Source organism: Saccharopolyspora aridisoli (assembly GCF_004348445.1).
In the GTDB taxonomy this organism is placed as follows: Bacteria; Actinomycetota; Actinomycetes; order Mycobacteriales; family Pseudonocardiaceae; genus Saccharopolyspora; species Saccharopolyspora aridisoli.
Map to the genome: position 1 here is coordinate 1 of NZ_SMKV01000001.1, position 18,028 is coordinate 18,028.

17 protein-coding genes are annotated in these 18,028 nt (G+C 70.5%); 12 read left to right on the forward strand and 5 right to left on the reverse strand.

Going from position 1 to position 18,028, the window contains the following annotated elements; all coding sequences use genetic code 11:
- Nucleotides 1-163 (reverse strand): acetyl-coenzyme A synthetase N-terminal domain-containing protein (locus E1161_RS28470; RefSeq protein WP_328591198.1); only part of this gene is annotated, 163 nt, incomplete at its 3' end.
- Nucleotides 164-361: 198 nt separating this feature from the next.
- On the opposite strand from E1161_RS28470, the gene E1161_RS00005 reads away from it, so the two are divergent.
- From E1161_RS00005 to E1161_RS00035, 7 genes are all read left to right on the forward strand, one after another.
- The gene (locus E1161_RS00005; RefSeq protein WP_132618178.1) at nucleotides 362-1,444 is read left to right on the forward strand and encodes a sensor histidine kinase; all 1,083 of its coding nucleotides are present in this window, start codon (nucleotides 362-364) and stop codon (nucleotides 1,442-1,444) included.
- Entirely contained in the window at nucleotides 1,441-2,220 is a 780-nt protein-coding gene (locus E1161_RS00010) for a LytR/AlgR family response regulator transcription factor (protein WP_132618180.1), read from the forward strand. Before E1161_RS00005 ends, E1161_RS00010 begins: the two co-directional genes overlap by 4 nt.
- Complete coding sequence (locus E1161_RS00015) at nucleotides 2,217-2,567, forward strand: hypothetical protein (protein WP_132618182.1); 351 nt, start codon at nucleotides 2,217-2,219, stop codon at nucleotides 2,565-2,567. The genes E1161_RS00010 and E1161_RS00015 overlap by 4 nt, the downstream gene beginning before the upstream one ends.
- 3 nt (nucleotides 2,568-2,570) lie before the next feature.
- Nucleotides 2,571-4,244 carry a sodium/solute symporter gene (locus E1161_RS00020; protein WP_132618184.1) on the forward strand — a complete coding sequence of 558 codons (1,674 nt, stop codon included), beginning with the start codon at nucleotides 2,571-2,573 and terminating at the stop codon, nucleotides 4,242-4,244.
- A 170-nt stretch (nucleotides 4,245-4,414) separates the two neighbouring features.
- Nucleotides 4,415-4,756 carry a DUF485 domain-containing protein gene (locus E1161_RS00025; RefSeq protein ID WP_132618186.1) on the forward strand — a complete coding sequence of 114 codons (342 nt, stop codon included), beginning with the start codon at nucleotides 4,415-4,417 and terminating at the stop codon, nucleotides 4,754-4,756.
- A 20-nt stretch (nucleotides 4,757-4,776) separates the two neighbouring features.
- A complete protein-coding gene (locus E1161_RS00030; RefSeq protein WP_132618188.1) occupies nucleotides 4,777-6,384 on the forward strand; it encodes a solute symporter family protein in 1,608 nt (535 codons plus the stop codon).
- A 523-nt stretch (nucleotides 6,385-6,907) separates the two neighbouring features.
- Nucleotides 6,908-8,032: a S1 family peptidase gene (locus tag E1161_RS00035; protein WP_132618190.1), complete on the forward strand. Its 1,125-nt coding sequence runs from the start codon at nucleotides 6,908-6,910 to the stop codon at nucleotides 8,030-8,032.
- Nucleotides 8,033-8,106: 74 nt separating this feature from the next.
- Here E1161_RS00035 and E1161_RS00040 read toward each other — a convergent pair whose 3' ends face one another.
- Nucleotides 8,107-8,985, reverse strand: a complete 879-nt coding sequence (locus E1161_RS00040) for a diacylglycerol kinase (protein WP_132618192.1) — start codon at nucleotides 8,983-8,985, stop codon at nucleotides 8,107-8,109.
- Nucleotides 8,982-10,583 (reverse strand): FAD-binding oxidoreductase, encoded by a 1,602-nt coding sequence (locus E1161_RS00045; RefSeq protein WP_132618194.1) that lies wholly within the window; start codon nucleotides 10,581-10,583, stop codon nucleotides 8,982-8,984. The genes E1161_RS00040 and E1161_RS00045 overlap by 4 nt, the downstream gene beginning before the upstream one ends.
- Nucleotides 10,584-10,600: 17 nt before the next feature.
- On the opposite strand from E1161_RS00045, the gene E1161_RS00050 reads away from it, so the two are divergent.
- The 5 genes from E1161_RS00050 (at nucleotide 10,601) to E1161_RS00070 (ending at nucleotide 17,096) form a co-directional block, all read left to right on the forward strand.
- The gene (locus E1161_RS00050; RefSeq protein ID WP_132618196.1) at nucleotides 10,601-11,167 is read left to right on the forward strand and encodes a TetR/AcrR family transcriptional regulator; all 567 of its coding nucleotides are present in this window, start codon (nucleotides 10,601-10,603) and stop codon (nucleotides 11,165-11,167) included.
- A 4-nt stretch (nucleotides 11,168-11,171) separates the two neighbouring features.
- On the forward strand, nucleotides 11,172-12,677 hold the full coding sequence (locus tag E1161_RS00055) for a glycerol-3-phosphate dehydrogenase/oxidase (protein ID WP_132618198.1): 1,506 nt from the start codon (nucleotides 11,172-11,174) through the stop codon (nucleotides 12,675-12,677).
- Nucleotides 12,678-13,268: 591 nt separating this feature from the next.
- The gene (locus E1161_RS00060) at nucleotides 13,269-14,045 is read left to right on the forward strand and encodes an SDR family oxidoreductase (protein ID WP_132618200.1); all 777 of its coding nucleotides are present in this window, start codon (nucleotides 13,269-13,271) and stop codon (nucleotides 14,043-14,045) included.
- 29 nt (nucleotides 14,046-14,074) lie between these two features.
- The gene (locus E1161_RS00065; RefSeq protein ID WP_235874668.1) at nucleotides 14,075-15,532 is read left to right on the forward strand and encodes an FAD-binding oxidoreductase; all 1,458 of its coding nucleotides are present in this window, start codon (nucleotides 14,075-14,077) and stop codon (nucleotides 15,530-15,532) included.
- Nucleotides 15,533-15,668: 136 nt separating this feature from the next.
- Nucleotides 15,669-17,096 (forward strand): FGGY-family carbohydrate kinase, encoded by a 1,428-nt coding sequence (locus E1161_RS00070; protein ID WP_132618202.1) that lies wholly within the window; start codon nucleotides 15,669-15,671, stop codon nucleotides 17,094-17,096.
- Between the two features lies 1 nt (nucleotide 17,097).
- Here E1161_RS00070 and E1161_RS00075 read toward each other — a convergent pair whose 3' ends face one another.
- The gene (locus E1161_RS00075; protein WP_132618204.1) at nucleotides 17,098-17,652 is read right to left on the reverse strand and encodes a glycerol-3-phosphate responsive antiterminator; all 555 of its coding nucleotides are present in this window, start codon (nucleotides 17,650-17,652) and stop codon (nucleotides 17,098-17,100) included.
- Nucleotides 17,653-17,737: 85 nt separating this feature from the next.
- On the reverse strand, nucleotides 17,738-17,974 hold the full coding sequence (locus E1161_RS00080; RefSeq protein WP_132618206.1) for a hypothetical protein: 237 nt from the start codon (nucleotides 17,972-17,974) through the stop codon (nucleotides 17,738-17,740).
- Between the last annotated feature and the right edge of the window lie 54 nt (nucleotides 17,975-18,028).

Below are 18,028 nucleotides of genomic sequence, written 5' to 3' on the forward strand. Positions count from 1 at the left end.
CCTGGTTCCACTCGCTGTCCCACTGCAACCGCGATGCCTGCTCGGCCCAGAACGCCTCGCGGTCCGCATCGGCCTGGCCGTAGAGCGCCGACGTGGCGTTGGCCTGCGCCGCGAAATCCTCGGACGGTGCGAATCGGTCGTGGGCTTCGATGCTCACGGACACTCCTTGGTGGTCGGTGCGCGGTACTGGGCACGCAACGTAAGCAACTCCCGTGACCTGTGGCACCACCTGCGCGACCGATCGTCGTGCTGACGCGTTCGAACGCCCCTGCTCCGCGACGAGCGGCGGATGAGCGGTTTCGCTCACGTCAGCCCAACGGATTAGCATCCCAGCATCCATCAATGGCGATTTGGGGTTTCGATGCCGGCACCGACCAACCGAACGCCGTCGGGCGCGTGGTCGTTGCGGCGCTCGGACTCCGAATCGGTGCTGCGCACCGCGCGCCGCCTGGCCGTGAACCTGCGCGCCGGCCCCGCCGGGCCCGGAGTGCCCAGCGCGCTGCGCGACCTCCGCCGGCTCCTCGACGTGGACGCGGTCGGGATCAGCGATCTGTCCGGGTCGCTGCAGTGGTCCGGCCGGTCGAAGGCCGAGCCGGATGCGGTGACCTCGGTGGCCGACGTGCTGCACACCGAAACCCGCAGTGGCCGTCCACCGCTGGTGGCGATGCCGCTGCTGGTGCAGGACGAGCTCGCTGGGGTGCTGGTCATCGACGGCGAGGTCCGGATGTCCGCGGTGCGCGAAGCCACCGCCTGGGTCGAGGACGCGCTGGAGCACGGCAGGCTGGAGCACTCGGCGGAGCTGGCCGCGCAGTCGGAGCTGCGCGCGCTGCGGGCCGAGATCTCCCCGCACTTCATGTACAACGCGATGACCGTGATCGGCTCGTTGGTGCGCTCCGACCCCGAGCGCTCCCACGAGCTCATGCTCGACTTCGCCGAGTTCATCCGCTACGGGCTGGCCAGGCACCGCGACTACACGACCGTCTCCGACGAGTTCCACGCCATCGAGACCTACCTCGCCCTGCAGCGCGCGGTGCTGGGGGAGCGGCTGCGGGTGCAGATCCGCGTCGCGCCCGAGGTGCTGGCCGTGGCGATTCCGTACCTGGTGCTGCAGCCGCTGGTCGAGAACGCCGTGCGGCACGGCTTGGAGCCCAGGTTCACCCCGGGTACTGAAGGGGTCGGCACGGTGCAGGTGCGCGGCGAAGCCGAAGGGAACGACCTGGTCATCAGCGTCGAGGACGACGGCGTCGGGATGGACCCCGCTCACGCCGAGGCGATCCTCGCCGGGCACGGGCCTGCCGACTCGGTCGGGCTGGCCAACGTCGACCGGCGGCTGCGCAGCGTGTACGGGGCCTGGTACGGGCTGGTCGTGGAAACCGCCGAGGGAGCGGGCACCCGAGTGGTGGTCCGCGTCCCGCGATTCCATCCGGGAGTGGTGCCGAGTTGAGCGAAGGACTGCGCGCGTTGGCCGTGGATGACCTCCCGCCCGCGCTCGACGAGCTGTGCAGGCTGCTGCGGGAGGCACCCGAGGTCGCCGAGGTCGTGGCGGCATCGGACTCGCTGAGCGCGCTGCGCACGCTGCAGAGCGACCGGTTCGACGTGGTGTTCCTGGACATCTCCATGCCCGGGCTGGACGGCATGGAGCTGGCGTCGCTGCTGGCGAAGATGAGCGAGCCGCCGGTGATCGTGTTCGTCACCGCCTACGAACAGCACGCCGTGCGGGCCTACGACATCGGAGCCGTTGACTACCTGCTCAAACCCGTTCGCGCGGAACGGCTCTCGGCCGCGCTGGACCGCGTGGCGCGGCTGCTGGCCACTGAGGACGTCGGGGAACCCGTTCCGGCGCAGCCGGACGCGATGGTCGCGCTCCCGGTCGAGACGGCAGGTCGGACCCGTTACGTGCGGCGCAGCGAGGTGCTGTTCGTCGAGGCACACGGCGACTACGTGCGGTTGAACACCCGCAGCGGCGTGCACGTGGTCCGCATGCCCCTCTCCCGGCTCGAGGAGTACTGGGAGGGTGCCGGTTTCGTGCGGGTGCACCGCAGCTTCCTGCTGTCGCTGGACGCGGTTCGGGAACTGCGCAGCGATTCCGCCGGTGCGCTCAACGCCCACACCGATGCCGGTGACGTCCCGGTCAGCCGCAGGCACGCCCGGGATCTGCGGGAGCAGTTGCTGGACAACGCCCGTCAGGCCGAGATCACCAACCCTCGGGGGCGCGGATGAGCGGTGGTCCGAAGCGGGTGGCGGTGACCAGTCCGCAAACCAGGGTGGCGCACGCTCGCCGCATGATGCGGCGGCGCTGGCGAGCGCCGCGCCTCGAACCGGGGGAGGCCCTGCGGGCCAGGTCCCTGCACCGGGCGCAGCGCAGGCTCGGCGCGGTGACGCTGTTCCTGCTGGTCGCGCTGGTCTTCGGGTTGCCGCTGGTGTTCGCCGCGGCTCCGGCGCTCGACGAGCTGCGGGTCCTCGGCGTCCCGATCTCCTGGGGCTTGCTGGTGCTGGTGCCGTTCCCGGCGATGGCGGCGCTGGCGCGCTGGCAGCTGCGCGCGGCTGAGCGCGTCGAGGAGCGCTGAGCCGTGTTCGCGCTGCTGGCCGTCGCGGTCGTCGTGCTCCTCACGCTGCTGATCGGGCTGCGCGGAGTGGCGGCCATGCGCACCACCTCGGACTTCCTGGTCGCCTCACGGCAGGTGTCACCGCTGGTCAACGCGGCGGCGGTCTCGGGGGAGTACCTCTCGGCGGCGTCCTTCCTCGGCGTGGCCGGGCTGATGCTGTCCCACGGCGTGGGCGCGCTCTGGTACCCGGTGGGGTTCACCGCCGGGTACGTGGCGATGCTGGTGCTGGTCGCGGCCCCGATGCGTCGGTCAGGGGCGCTCACGGTGCCCGACTTCGCCGAGGCCCGCTTCGCCTCGCCGGAGCTGCGTCGGCTGGCAGCGCTGGTGGTGCTGATCATCGGCGGGCTGTACCTGGTCCCGCAGTTCCGCACCGCGGGCCTGGTGCTCAGCGTCGTCAGCGGTACGCCGTACTGGGTGGGCGTGGTCATCGCCGGGACCGCGGTGTCGGTGACCCTCGCGCTGGGCGGCATGCGGGCGGCGACCTACGTGCAGGCGTTCCAGTTCTGCCTGAAGCTGCTGCTGTTCGTGGTCCCCGCGGTGTGGCTGGTGCTCCAGGTCGGCCCGGCGGTGCGGCACGACGCGCTGCACCCGGTGCAGTTCACGCACTTCGCAGAGGACACCCCGGTGACGTTTCGCGTCGCGGTCGACCTCGACATCACCGAACCGGTGACCGCGCGCGACGCCGAGGGACGGCCCGTGCCGTTGCCGCCTGGTGCTCACGAGATCGAGGCGGGGCGGACGCTGACGTTCCCGGCCGGTGCGGCGGTCCCCGAGATCGACGGCATGGACGTGCCGGGCGGGCCGGACTGGCGGCGGCCGCTGCTGGACCTGGAGAACGCCGGGCACCCGTTGCTGGGGACCTGGGCGGTGCTGGTGGCCACCATGTTCGGCACGATGGGGTTGCCGCACGTCATCGTGCGGTTCCACACCAGCCCCGACGGGCGCGCGGCACGCCGTGCCGCGGCCATCACCGTGCTGCTGCTGGGCAGCTTCTACCTGTTCCCGGGCATTTACGGCGCGCTCGGCCGGGTGCTCGTGCCACAGCTGTACCTCTCCGGCGTCACCGACTCGGTCGTGGTCGGACTGCCCGCGCAGGTCGACACCGGCTGGGTCGGCGCGGTGTTCACCTCGCTGCTCACGGGCGGGGCGTTCGCGGCGTTCCTCGCGACCTCGCTGGGCCTGCTGCTGGTGGTGTCCGGCGCGATCTCCCACGACCTCACCCCGGGCGGTCTCGGCCAGCTGCGCTGGACGGTGCTGGGTGCGGCGGCCGTGGTCGTCCTGCTCGCGCTGCAAGCCGCCCACCTCTCCGCCGGCGTGCTCGTGACCTGGGGTTTCACCGTGGCCGCCGCCACGTTCTGCCCGCTGCTGGTGCTGGGCATCTGGTGGCCGCGGCTGACCCGGACCGGAGCGCTGTGGGGCGTGCTCGTCGGGCTGACCGCCACGTCGGGAGCCATCGGCGCGACCCTGTTCGGCCCGCAGCTCGACGGCGTGCCCGCAATCCTCATCGCCCAGCCCGCTCCGTGGGCGGTTCCGCTGTCCTTCGCCACCATGATCGCGATCTCGCTCCGCGGGAAGACCCCGACGTGGGCGGAGACCGCCATGCTGCGCCTGCACCTGGACGAACCGTCGCGCTCCTGACGCGATGTTGACGCGCAGGTAACGGGCCGGAGAAGGGCGCGACCGCTCGTCCCGGTCGGCATGCCGTTCGTCGACCGTTCGTCTCGTGCGGCGGTCATCGGTCCCGGACGGCTCCCGCTGCTGCTCGCAGCTTCCTTAGCGTGGCCCTCCTCACACGTTAGGGAGGATCCGTGAGCACCACCGACTCGGCCAATCCGCCGCCCACCGAAGATGTGTGGCACGAGGCCCACGCCAGCGAGGAATTCGCCACGCTGCGCCGGCGGCTGCGGGCGTTCGTCTTCCCGGTCTCCGCGCTGTTCCTCATCTGGTACCTGGTCTACGTGCTGCTGGCCGACTACGCGCACGGCTTCATGTCGATCAAGCTCGTCGGCAACATCAACGTCGGGCTGGTGCTGGGCCTGCTGCAGTTCGTGTCCACCTTCGCCATCACCACGCTCTACGTCCGCTACGCCAACCGGAACCTGGACCCGGTGGCCGAGCGCATCCGCGCCAAGGTCGAAGGCGCCTCCTGAAACCCTGAGGAGTAGTTGGGATGTACCACCTCGCGCAGGGGTTGCAAGGAAGCAACCCGCTGCTCAACATCGGAATCTTCGCGGCCTTCGTCGTGGTGACCCTGGTCGTCGTGCTGCGCGCCAGCCGCAACACCCGCAGCGCGGCCGACTACTACGCGGGCGGTCGCGCGTTCTCCGGGCCGCAGAACGGGATCGCGATCGCCGGTGACTACCTGTCGGCGGCGTCGTTCCTCGGCATCGTCGGCGCGATCGCGCTCTACGGCTACGACGGATTCCTGTACTCGATCGGCTTCCTGGTCGCCTGGCTGGTGGCACTGCTGCTGGTCGCCGAACTGCTGCGCAACACCGGCAAGTACACGATGGGCGACGTGCTGGCGTTCCGGATGCGCCAGCGCCCGGTGCGCGCCGCGGCGGCGACCTCGACGCTGATGGTCAGCTTCTTCTACCTGCTGGCGCAGATGGCGGGCGCGGGCGTGCTCGTCTCGCTGCTGCTGGGCGTGTCCAGCGGGAGCGGGCAGGCGCTGGTGATCGCGATCGTCGGCGTCATCATGATCGTCTACGTGCTGGTCGGCGGCATGAAGGGCACCACCTGGGTGCAGATCATCAAGGCGGTGCTGCTCATCAGCGGCGCGGCCGTGATGACGGTGTGGACGCTGGCGCTCCACGGCTTCGACTTCTCGGGTCTGCTGCAGGCGGCGGTCGACCGGGCGTCCTCCGGTGAGAAGCTGCTCAACCCCGGCGCCAAGTACGGCAAGTCCGAGACGAGCAAGCTGGACTTCCTGTCCCTGGGCATCGCCCTGGTGCTGGGCACCGCGGGTCTGCCGCACGTGCTGATGCGCTTCTACACCGTGCCGACCGCCAAGGAAGCGCGGCGCTCGGTGGTGTGGGCGATCTGGCTGATCGGCCTGTTCTACCTGTTCTCGCTGGTGCTGGGCTACGGCGCGGCGGCCATCGTGGGGCCGGAGACGATCAAGAACGCGCCGGGTTCGTCGAACTCCGCGGCACCGTTGCTCGCTCAGGCGCTGGGCGGCCCGCTGCTGCTCGGGTTCATCGCCGCGGTCGCCTTCGCCACGATCCTCGCCGTGGTGGCGGGGCTGACCATCACCGCGTCGGCGTCGTTCGCCCACGACATCTACGCCAACGTGATCAAGCGCGGGAAGGTCGAGGACAAGGACGCCGAGGTTCGCGTCGCGCGGATCACCGCGGTGGTCATCGGCGCGGTCGCCATCGTCGGCGGCATCCTGGCCCGCAACCAGAACGTCGCGTTCCTGGTGGCGCTGGCCTTCGCCGTGGCCGCTTCGGCGAACCTGCCGACGATCCTGTACTCGCTGTTCTGGAAGCGGTTCAACACCTCCGGTGCGCTGTGGAGCATCTACGGCGGTCTGGTCACCACCGTGGTGCTGATCGTGTTCTCCCCGGCGGTGTCCGGGACCGAGGACTCGATGCTGCCGAACGTGGACTTCCACTGGTTCCCGCTGCAGAACCCGGGTCTGGTCTCGATCCCGGCGGCGTTCTTCTTCGGGTGGTTGGGCACGGTCTTGTCCAAGGAGCACTTGGAGGACGAGTACAGGGAGATGGAGGTTCGCTCGCTGACCGGCGCGGGCGCTGAGAAGGCGTCCGCACACTGACCGTCGTGCTGCACGGCGGTTCCCGGTGGGCCGGGGCGCGATCCCCTCTCGCGCCCCGGCCCACGCGCGTTCGGAGCTCGCCGAATTGAGTCCCGTCGCGGAATGCGGTTCGGACGAGGTGTGCAGGAGTGGAGTGATCGGCTCTGGTCCCCCGGGGTTGATCGAGCCCTTCCCAGCCGGGAACCAAAGCGCGTCCGCACTGGTGGGAGCCGGGGTGGCCATCTTCCTCCGCTGCACCAGCGCCGTTCGCGGCTCGCGGTTGCTGCGAACGGGGCTGCGGCGCCTGCTTTGTGCTGTTCTTCCGATTCCGCAAGGCTTTGGCGAGAACTGCTCGTTCCCGCGACAATAGTTGCTTGCGGATGAAATCAGGTTAGTCTTCTTTCGTCCGATGATTTTTCTGGCCCACTGGCACTTATCGGTTCACTCATTGATCGGTGGTCTGACCGATCGCCTTGATCGACTCCACTGCAGCGGATCAAGCGCGCCCTGATCGGGCCGGTGATCCCTGAGCGAAAGGCATCCGATGAAACCCAGAACCGCAGCACGAATCACCGGAGCGGCGCTGGTCGCCGCTGGAACGGTCGCAGCGCTGACCGCACCCACGACCATCGCCGAACCCGCCGGCGCGCCGGTGTCGCCGGAGCTGGTCGCGGCCATGCAGCGCGATCTCGGCCTCACCGCTGACCAGGTCGAGGCGCGGCTCGACCAGGAATCCACCGCCGCACGGGCGGACGGCGCGCTGCGCGATGCGCTCGCCGGCAGCTACGGCGGCTCCTACTTCGACGCGGAGCTGGGCAAGCTCGTCGTCGGGACCACCGACATCGCGAAGTCCGACGAGGTGCGCGCGGCCGGTGCCGAACCCCGGCAGGTCGCCGCGAGCGAGCGGCAGCTCGACGAGATCGTCGAAGCCCTCAACGGCCGCGGTGCGCAGGCCCCCGCGGCGGTGACGGGCTGGTACGCCGACGTGCGGGAGAACGCGGTGGTGGTGACCACCCAGCCCGGAACGTCGGAGCAGGCAACCGGTTTCGTGCGCGAGGCGCATGTGCCGCAGGAGTCGGTGCGGGTGCTGGAGTCTCCCGCGCAGCCGGAGACCTACGCCGATGTCGTCGGCGGCTACGCCTACTACACTGCCTCCGGCGCGCGGTGCTCGATGGGCTTCGCCGTCCAAGGTGGATTCGTGACCGCGGGCCACTGCGGGTCGCCAGGTGAGCGCACGACCCAGCCGACCGGCTACTTCGCGGGTTCGTCCTTCCCCGGCAACGACTACGCCTTCGTCAACACCGGCACCGACGACACCGGACATCCCCTCGTCTACGACTACAGCGGCGGGTACGTCCGGGTGTCCGGGTCTGCGGAAGCTCCGCTGGGCTCGTCGATCTGCCGCTCCGGGTCAACCACGGGCTGGCACTGCGGCACGGTGCTGGCGAAGAACCAGTCGGTGCGATACCAGGAGGGCACGGTCAGCGGGCTCACGCGGACCAACGTCTGCGCCGAGCCCGGCGACTCCGGCGGTTCGTTCATCTCCGGCAACCAGGCACAGGGGATGACCTCCGGGGGTTGGGGTGACTGCCGCATCGGCGGCGAGACCTACTACCAGCCGGTCCGAGAAGCCCTCTCCGCCTACGGGTTGACCCTGCTGACCCAGTAGGCGGTGGCGCTGTTGCTGCGGCCCGGCCGGCCACCCGGTCGCAGCAACGCGTTCCCCTCCCGGCGGACCCTCGTCTAGGAAGGCACGATGGCCTTGGCGGCGAGCGGAACGCATTCGCACGTCAGCGGCAACTCCGAGAACCGCTCGCCGTCGGCGTAACCCGTGACGCCCGGGGTCGACAGGTGGACCCGGCTGGCCCGGTAGGTCGTCACCTGCGGGTGCTCGACGTGCGTTCCGGGGTAGAGGGTGGGCAGCAGGCGCACGATCTGGTCGCGCCGGGCCGATCCGATGACGGTGACGTCGAACAGGCCGTCGTCGGGCACCGCGTCGGGGCAGATCCGCATCCCGCCGCCGTAGGTCTGGCCGTTGCCGACGGCGACCAGGACCGCCTGCGTCGACACCGTTCGGCCGTCGAGCTCCAGGACGTAGTCCAGCGGACGCAGTGCTGCCAGCTCGGCGAGCATCGCGAGGTTGTAGCGCAGCCTGCCGCGCGGCCACCTCAGCCGGTTGGTGCGTTCGGTGACCAGGGCGTCGAAACCACCGGCGAACGCCGTGCCGAACCAGCGGTCGCCGACGCGTCCCAGGTCGATCGGGCGCGCGGCGCCGTCGAGCACGACCTGCGCGGCGGAGACCGTGTCGTGGCGCGGGATCCCCAGCATCCGGGCGTGGTCGTTGCCCGTTCCGGCGGGGATGACGCCGAAGGGCGTGTCCGTCCCGGCGACCGCTTGCAGCGCGGTGTTGACGACTCCATCGCCGCCGCAAGCGACCAGCGCACCGGCTCCCGCCGCGACCGCTCGGTGTGCGAGCGCGAGCGAATCCGCTTCGGCCCGGCCCACCAGGACCGTCGTCGACGCGCCGCACGCCCTCAGATGTCGCAGCGCGCGCAGCGCGACGGCAGCGGTTCGGCCCTGCCCGGAGCGCGGGTTGACCAGCAGGGCGATGTCGGTGATCAAGGGACCAGCTTGCCCGGGTTGAGCACGCCAGACGGGTCCACAGTGGACTTGACGGCGCGCAGCACTTGCACGCCGAGCTCGCCGATCTCGTCGGTCAGCCACTCGCGGTGGTCGATGCCCACGGCGTGGTGGTGGGTGATGGTGGCCCGGCACCGGCTGATGGCATCGCCCGCTGCGCGCTTGGCCCGCCGCCACTGCGCCACCGGATCTTCGCCGCGTCCGCAGGCGACCGTGAAGTACAGCGACGCACCCGTCGGGTACACGTGCGAGATGTGGCACATGACCAGGGGTGGGGTGCCCTGCGCCTGCAGCGATTCGGTGAGCGCCTCGCGCACGGCGTCGCAGGTCGCCGACAGCTGCGACCAGGTGCACGCGGTTTCCAGCGTCTCCACCACGGTGTTGACGTCGAGCAGCGCATCACGCAGGTGCGGGCCGTGGTAGCGGCCGTGGTCCCACCTCTCGGCAGCTCCGGCGCCCAGCGAGGAGCCGCCTGCTTCGGCCAGCAGTTCCGCCACCCGCTCGCGGGCCGCGATCCGGGGGCCTTCGTAACGCGTGATCATCGAGCACCCGCCCGCTTGCTCGCCGCTGCCGACGTCGTGCGCGGTGGCGAGGCCGATCATCGTCTCGGCCTCGTCGGAGAGCCGGGCGACGGTGGGCAGCGCACCTTCCTGGGCGAGCAGCCGCAACGCCCTCGCGCCGGTGACGAAGTCCGGGAACGACCACGCCTCGAATTCGACGTCCTCGGGCTTCGGGTGCACCCGGACGGTGACCTCGGTGATGACCCCCAGCGCGCCTTCCGAGCCCAGGAAGAGCTGCCGCAGGTCCGGCCCCGCCGCGGACGCGGGAGCCCGGCCGAGGTCGAGCTCGCCGTTCGGGGTCGCGACGCGCAGCCGCACCACCATGCCGTCGAACCGGCCGTACCCGGCCGATGCCTGGCCCGAGGAACGCGTCGCCGCGAAGCCGCCGATGCTGGCGTGCTCGAAGCTCTGCGGGAAGTGGCCCAGGGTGAAGCCGTGCTCGGACAGCAGGGCCTCGGCCTCCGTGCCCCGCAGCCCCGCCTGCAAGGTCGCGGTCTGCGACTCGGCGTCGACTTCGAGCAGGTCGTCCAACAGCCGCAGGTCCAGGGCGATGACCGAGCTGAAGCCGCCGCGTTCCGGCTCCACGCCGCCGACGACGCTGGTCCCGCCCCCGAACGGGACCACCGCCACGCGGTGCTCGGCGCACTGCGCCAGCACCGCGCACACCTGCTCGTGGGAGCCGGGCAGCACCACGGCGTCGGGCGCGGACTCCGCCTCGCCGGCGCGGCGGCGCAGCAGGTCCGTGGTGCTCTTGCCGCCCGAGTGCAGCAGCCGGGTGTCGTCATCGATGCGCACGCCGTCGTCACCGACGATCGCGGCCAGCGCTGAGCGGACCTTCGCGGGCAGTCGCGTTCCCCCGACGCGGACCTCGGCGCGGCTCACCGATGGCGTGTCCCGGCGTTCCACGCCGAGACCCTGCTCGATCAGGGCGCGCACCTCCTCGGGCACGGGGCTCGCCCCCTCGGCGGTGCCCCAGGCGTTCCACTCCTGCTCCGGGGTGCGGTGCTCAAGCTCAGTCATGCGTTACAGTGTTACACATGACGTCAAGACGTAACGAGGATGCCATCCTCGACGCCGCGAAGCAGTGCGTGCTCGCGGTCGGCATGCGGCGCACCACGCTGGCGGAGATCGCCCGCCGAGCGGGGGTGAGCCGCCCGACGGTCTACCGGCGCTGGCCGGACGTGCGAACGCTGTCCGCCGACCTGCTCACCCGCGAGCTCGTCGCCCTGCTCCCCGCCGACACCGGGGAAGGCTCGCGCGAGCACGGCGTCGACGGGATCGTGCGCACCGTTTCGGCCGTGCGGCAGCACCCGCTGTTCATCAAGATCCTCGAAACCGACCCGGAGCTGCTGACCACCTACGTGTTCGACCGGCTCGGAGCCAGCCAGCAACGCATCCTCGACGTCCTCGCCGCCGCCATCCGCAGCGGGCAGGCGGGTGGCACGGTCCGCAGCGGAGACCCGGACGAACTCGCCGCGATGGTCCTGCTGCTGGCGCAGTCCGCGGTCCTGTCCGCCCGCATCGTCTCCGACGCGCTGCCTCCGGAACGCCTCGACGCGCAGCTGCGCGTCGTGCTCGACGCCTACCTCAGCCCCGAGGAGTGATCTGATGATCTCGCTGAACGCGGCCCGGCGCACCAGCGACTTGACCGAAATCGCCGACGGAGGCGAGGTCGACCTGCTCGTCGTCGGCGGCGGTGTGACCGGCGCGGGCGTCGCGCTGGACGCCGCGTCGCGCGGTCTGAGCGTGGTGCTGGCCGAGAAGCACGACCTGGCCTTCGGCACCAGCCGGTGGAGCTCGAAGCTGGTGCACGGCGGACTGCGCTACCTGGCCTCCGGCAACGTCGGGATCGCCTACGAGAGCGCCGTGGAACGCCGCATCCTGATGGAACGCACCGCACCGCACCTGATCCGCCCGCTCCCGCAGCTGGTGCCGCTGCTCCCGGGAGCCGGGGCGAAGCAGGTGGCGCTGGTGGCCGCCGGGTTCGTCGCGGGCGACCTGCTGCGCCGCGGCTCCGGGACCGCCGGATCGGTGCTGGCCCCGCCGCGCCCGGTCTCCCGCGTGGAGGTGCGGCGGATGGTGCCGACCGTTCGGCAGGAAGGTCTGCGCGGCGGTTTGTTGTCGTGGGACGGTCAGCTCGTCGACGACGCGCGGCTGGTGGTCGGCCTCGCGCGGACCGCGGCGGCGCACGGGGCCCGCGTCCTGACGCGCTGCGCGGCCGAGGAGGTCACCGGCGACGGTGCCGTGCTGCGGGACCGGCTCACCGGCGAGACCGTCGACGTCCGAGCCCGGAAGGTGATCAACGCGGCCGGGGTGTGGGCCGGCGAGGTGGTGCCGGGTCTGCGCTTGCGCCCGAGCCGGGGCACGCACCTGGTCGTCTCCGACGCGGTGTTCGGCGGCCTGGACGCGGGGCTCACGGTGCCGATTCCCGGCACCACCAACAGGTTCGCGTTCGCACTTCCCGCCGGGCACGGCCGGGTCCACATCGGACTCACCGACGAGGAGCAGGACGGCCCGATCCCCGATGTCCCGACCGCATCGGACGAGGAGGTCTCCTTCCTGCTGGAGACGGTCAACTCCGTGTTGGCGCGCCCGATCCGCGAGGAGGACGTGCTCGGCACGTACTCGGGCCTGCGGCCCCTGCTGGACGCGGGTGGCGGTCAGAGCTCGGACCTCTCGCGCGAGCACGCGGTGATCACCAGCGACAACGGCGTGATCAGCGTGGTGGGCGGGAAGCTGACGACCTACCGCAAGATGGCGCAGGACGCCGTGGACGCCACCGCGCTGAGCACCCGGCCGTGCCGCACGCGCGAGCTGCCCCTCGTCGGCGCGGCGAGCGCCGCGGAACTGTCCACCGTGGAGGCCCCGCAGCGCCTGGTCCGCCGCTACGGAACGGAAGCGACGGCCGTGGTCGCCGAAGCCGGTGGTGACCGCCGGCTCCTGGAGCCCATCGACGGCGTGGACGTCACCCCGGCCGAACTCCGCTTCGCGGTCCGCCACGAGGGCGCTCTCGACGTCTCCGACCTGCTCGACCGGCGCACCCGGCTCGGTTTGGTCGCGGCCGACCGCGAACTCGCGACCAACGCCGCGGAGGAGGCGCTGAGCCTGGGCTGACGGCACCTGGTGGGGGAGCTGGGGCGTTGCTCTTCGGCCTGATCGTGCTGATCGGCTTCTCCGCCTGCGTGCTGCCGGTGGCCTCGGCCCGCGTAGGGTTCGTGTCCCGCCGCCTCACGCGGGAACTTGACACGCTTCGAGCGGTCTGGCTAACGTTCCCGCCGACGGGCAAGCCCCGTCGTACAACCGAACATTCGCTCGCGGCTCGCCGCGAGTGGTTACTAGAGACGCAGAGAACAGTAACCCGTGCACGCACCGGGGGACTGTTCTCTTTTTGCATGCCCGGAACCGGTACCCAACCGATCTCGAGCACCCGCACTCACCACGACGAGGTGGCCCCGATGAGAAATGCCCGGGACTGGGCGAGCTACCTGATCCTGTCGATGACGGCGGGATTCCTGCGCTGGATGTTCGTGGGCGCGGCGGGATCTACTGGGCGGGTGTCGCCGAGGTCGGCATCCCCGAGCGGCGCCGCGGGGTGTTCGGCGCGTTGCTCACCACGGTCACCCTGCGGTCGCGACGGGCGCCCGAGGCCACCGACCCTCTCACACCCGCCGCGTGAACACTCCCAACGCTCAAGGAGGGCGATCCATGGACATCCGCGACTTCTCGCTCGACGCGTTCTCCCTCGCGGGCAAGAACGCCGTCATCACGGGTGGCAACACCGGTTTGGGGCAGGCGTTCACGCTGGCCCTGGCCAAGGCAGGCGCTGACGTGTTCGTCCCCAGCGTGCTCGACGACGATGGCACCACGCGCGAGCTCGTCGAGGCCGAGGGTCGGCGGATGGAGTTCCTGGACATCGACATCACCGCGAACGGGGCGCCTCGCCGGGTGATCGAGGACTGCGCCTCCCGGCTCGGCTCGGTGGACGTGCTGGTCAACTCCGCCGGGATCTGCCGGATGGCGCCGGTGGAGGATTTCGGCCGCGAGCAGTGGGACCCGATGCTCGACATCAACCTCACCGCGCCGTTCGAGCTGGGCCGCGAGGCGGCCCGGTTCATGACCGAGCAGCGCTCCGGCAAGATCATCAACATCGCGTCCTTGTTCTCGTTCCTCGGTGGCCAGTGGTCCCCGGCCTACGCCGCGACCAAGCACGGCATCGTCGGCTTCACCAAGGCCTACTGCGACGAGCTCGCCCAGCACAACATCCAGGTCAACGCCCTCGCCCCCGGCTACTTCGCGACCGCGATCACCGAGCGCACCCGGGCCGACGTGGAAGCCAACCAGCGCGTCCTGGACCACATCCCGGCCGGGCGCTGGGGCGAGGTCGCAGACCTGATGGGCGCCACCGTGTTCCTGGCCTCCCGCGCTTCCGACTACGTCAACGGGCACGTGCTCACCGTCGACGGCGGCTACCTCACCCGCTGACCCACCCCGCAACCCACACGGAGGAAACCTTGACCGCACCACTGGCATTCGAGAAGGACGAGATCGTCGCGCGGTTGCGCGAGATCGTGGGCGACGAACGGGTGGTGACCGACGAGCAGGTGCTGCGCGAGGCCAGCGTGGACCGCTTCAAGAAGTACACCGCGGTCCACGGCATCTTCGACGGTCCGCTGCCCTGCGCGGTCGTGCGCGCCGCCGACACCCGGCAGGTCGCCGAAGTGCTGGCCTTCGCCGACGAACACCGGATCAACGTGGTGCCGCGCACCGGCCGCACGGGGACCGAAGGCGGGCTGGAGACCACCGTCGAGGGCACGATCGTGCTCGACGGCTCCGAGATGGCCTCCATCGTGCGCATCGACGAGGAGAACATGCAGGCCACCGCCCAGTGCGGGGTCCCGCTGCAGGTGCTGGAGGACGCGCTGCGCGAAAAGGGCCTGACCACCGGGCACTCGCCGCAGTCCAAGCCGCTGGCGCAGATGGGCGGGCTGGTGGCGACCCGTTCGATCGGCCAGTTCTCGACCCTCTACGGCGGCATCGAGGACATGGTGGTCGGTCTGGAGGCGGTGTTCCCGGACGGCACCACCAGCCGGATCAAGAACGTCCCGCGCCGCGCGGCCGGGCCGGACATCCGGCACGTCGTGATCGGCAACGAGGGCGCCCTGTGCTTCGTCACCGAGGTCACCGTCAAGGTGTTCAAGCACCAGCCGGAGAACAACCGCTTCCACGGTTACCTGATCGACGACGTGCACACCGGTGTGTCGATCCTGCGCGAGGTGATCACCGAGGGCTTCCGGCCGTCGGTGGCGCGGGTGTACTCCGAAGAGGACGCCGCGCAGCACTTCTCGCACTTCGCCGACGACAAGTGCGTGCTGGCGTTCGTCTCCACAGGACCGAAGGGGATCGTCGAGGCCACCAGCGCCGAGATCGAGCGAGCAACATCCCAGCACCCGCACACCGCCGTCGACCCGGCGCTCGTCCAAGCCTGGTTCGACAACCTCAACTGGGGACCCGACAAGATCAAGGCCGAGCAGGACACCATGCTCGCCGAGCGGCGCCTGGGCTACACCACCGAGGTCTCGGCCGACTGGTCCAGCGTCGGCCCGATCTACGACGCGGTGATGCACCGGATCCGCACCGAGTACCCGCACGCCGCGGACCTGACGATGCTGGGCGGGCACTCCTCGCACAGCTACCAGACCGGCACGAACATGTACTTCGTCTACGACTACGTGATCAACTGCGAACCCCGCGAGGAGATCGAGAAGTACCACAAGCCGCTCAACGCCATCATCGTCGAGGAGGCCCTGCGGCACGGCGGATCGATGGTGCACCACCACGGCATCGGCAAGTACCGCGCGCAGTGGACCGAGCGGGAGCACGGCAGCGCGTACCAGGTGCTGGTCCGGCTCAAGGAGGCCTTCGACCCCCGCGGGATCATGAACCGCGGGACGATCTTCCCCGCGGACTGAGCAGCCAGGGCGGCCGCAACGGCGCGGCACGCCCTTCCCCCCAGGAGTTGGTTGTGGATGCGACGGAGCCGCCCAGGTTCCGGCACTGGCGCCGCCAAGCAGAGCAACCCATGAGCAGAGCGAGCTTGGAGAGGCGATGACGGGTTACCTGATCGGCATCGACAACGGGTCGCAGAGCACGAAGGTGACGATCTTCGACGAGCGCGGCAACCCCGTCAGCCAGGGTCGGCAGGCCCTGCGCCCCAACGACACCCCGAGTCCCGGGGTGGTCGAGCACCCCGACGACGACCTGTGGTCCTCGGTGGGTGCCGCGTGCCGCGAGGCGATGGGCGGTTTCCGGGGCGATCCTGCCGAGATCGCAGGTGTCGGGTTGTGCACCATCCGCTTCTGCCGCGCGCTGCTGCGAGCCGACGGAACACTCGCGCAGCCGGTGCTGAGCTGGATGGACGAGCGGGTCTCCCGCCCCTACGTCCACACCGACGAGTCGGTCGCCCGCGTCACGACCTCCTCGGGCTACATCACCCACAGGCTGACCGGGGAGTTCCGGGACACCGCGGCGAACTACCAGGGCATGTGGCCGATCGACACCGACACCTGGCAGTGGTCGGAGGACCCGGAGGTGCAGGAATCGGTGGGCATCCCGCCGGAGATGCTCTTCGACCTGGTCATGCCGGGGGAGACGCTGGGCAGGGTCACCGCTGCGGCCGCCGAGCACACGGGGCTGCCGGTCGGACTGCCGGTCGTGGCCACCGCCAACGACAAGGCCGTCGAGGCGCTGGGGTGCGGGTTGCGCAACTCGGCAGACCTGCTGATCTCGCTGGGCACCTACATCGCGAGCATGATCGTCGGCGAGCGGAACATCAACGACGCCAAGGGGTTCTGGAGCAACTTCGGCAGCGTCCCGCACGAGTACCTCCACGAGAGCGACGGGATCCGGCGTGGCATGTGGACCGTGAGCTGGCTGCGGGACCTGCTCGGCGAAGAAGTCGTCAAGGGCGCGCAGCGAGCCGGCCTGAGCCCCGAGGAGCACCTCAACGCGGGTGCCGCGCAGGTGCCCGCGGGCTGCGAGGGCCTGATGACGGTGCTGGACTGGCTGGCGCCGACCGACGCGCCGCACCGCAAGGGCGCGTTCCTCGGCTTCGACGGTCGGCAGGGGAGGTTCCACCTCTACCGGTCGGTGCTGGAGGCGATCGCGCTGACGATGTACGACCGGGCGGGCGCGATGGCGGGCGAGCTGGGCACCGGTTTCGAGCGGGTGATCGTCTCCGGTGGCGGAGCGGGGGCAGACGTGATGATGGGCATCATCGCCGACGTCTTCGGTGTTCCCGCGGTCCGCACGGCGGTCAACGATGAAGCGGGGTTGGGCGCCGCGATCTGCGCTGGGGTCGGTCTCGGCCGGTTCACCGGCGTGGACGAGGCCGTCGCCGCGATGGTCTCGATCGGTGCGGAGTTCCGGCCTGACGAGGCGAACCACGAGCTCTACGCGCGCCAGCGCGAGGTCTACCGGGACATCACCCGGCACACCGACGAGGTGTTCCGCCGATCCGCCCGGATCTTCGGCTGACTCACATCGCCCAGACGTCGGTGTTCGAGGAGGCGATGGCCGTCGCTCCCGCTCCGAGTGCGGCGACCACGTCGTCCTTGTCGCACACCAGGCCGCCGGCGATGATCGGCACGTCGACGTCCGCCCGCAGCCAGGTGATCACCCGGGGCACGCAGCCGGGCAGGATCTCGACGTAGTCGGGCTTGGAGATCGCGATCTGCCTGCCGAGGTTGTGGTAGGAGAACGAGTCGACCAGGAAGAACCGGTGCACACCCAGCAGTCCTCGTGCGCGAGCGGCTTTGACCAGCGCGGCCTTGGAGCTGAGGATCCCGTCGGCAACGGTCTTCTCGCGCACGAATTGGACGACGATCTCCTTGGCGACGAAGCCCTCGACGAGATCGACGTTGACCAGGACCGTCTTGCCGGCGTTCTTGAGCCGTTCCACCAGCGAGGGCACGGTGAGCACCGAGCCGTGGAGCAGGAACACGACCGGGCACTCCGACCGGAGCGCTGCATCCAGCCCGGCATCGTCCTTGACGCTGGCGATGACCGGGTTGTCGAGCAGCAGTTCCTCCATGGTGACGTCATGCTCTCACACGACGCACCGCGCATGACCTGCGGCGTTGCGGTGATCCGCGGAGGTGTCGGACGGTCCGCGCGCGTCAGGCGTCGAGCTGCTGCCGGCGCCTTCGAAGGGTGGAGCAGGTCTCGACGAGGTCGGTCGCGGGTCCCTCCTCGGTCGGATCGGCTTGGTCGTCGGAGCGCAGCCACACGGCGCTGGTGAGCTCGGCGAACTCCCGCAGGACCGCGTGCCTGCGGTCCTCCAGTGCGCCGAGACCTCCACGACCACCAGCAGGGGAGGCGCTCCGCGGAAGCGGCAGTGGCCCGTCCCCACCCACACCCCGGCGGCTACGGCAGCGGATGCGGCCGCAGCGCTGCGAGTCCTAGCGCGC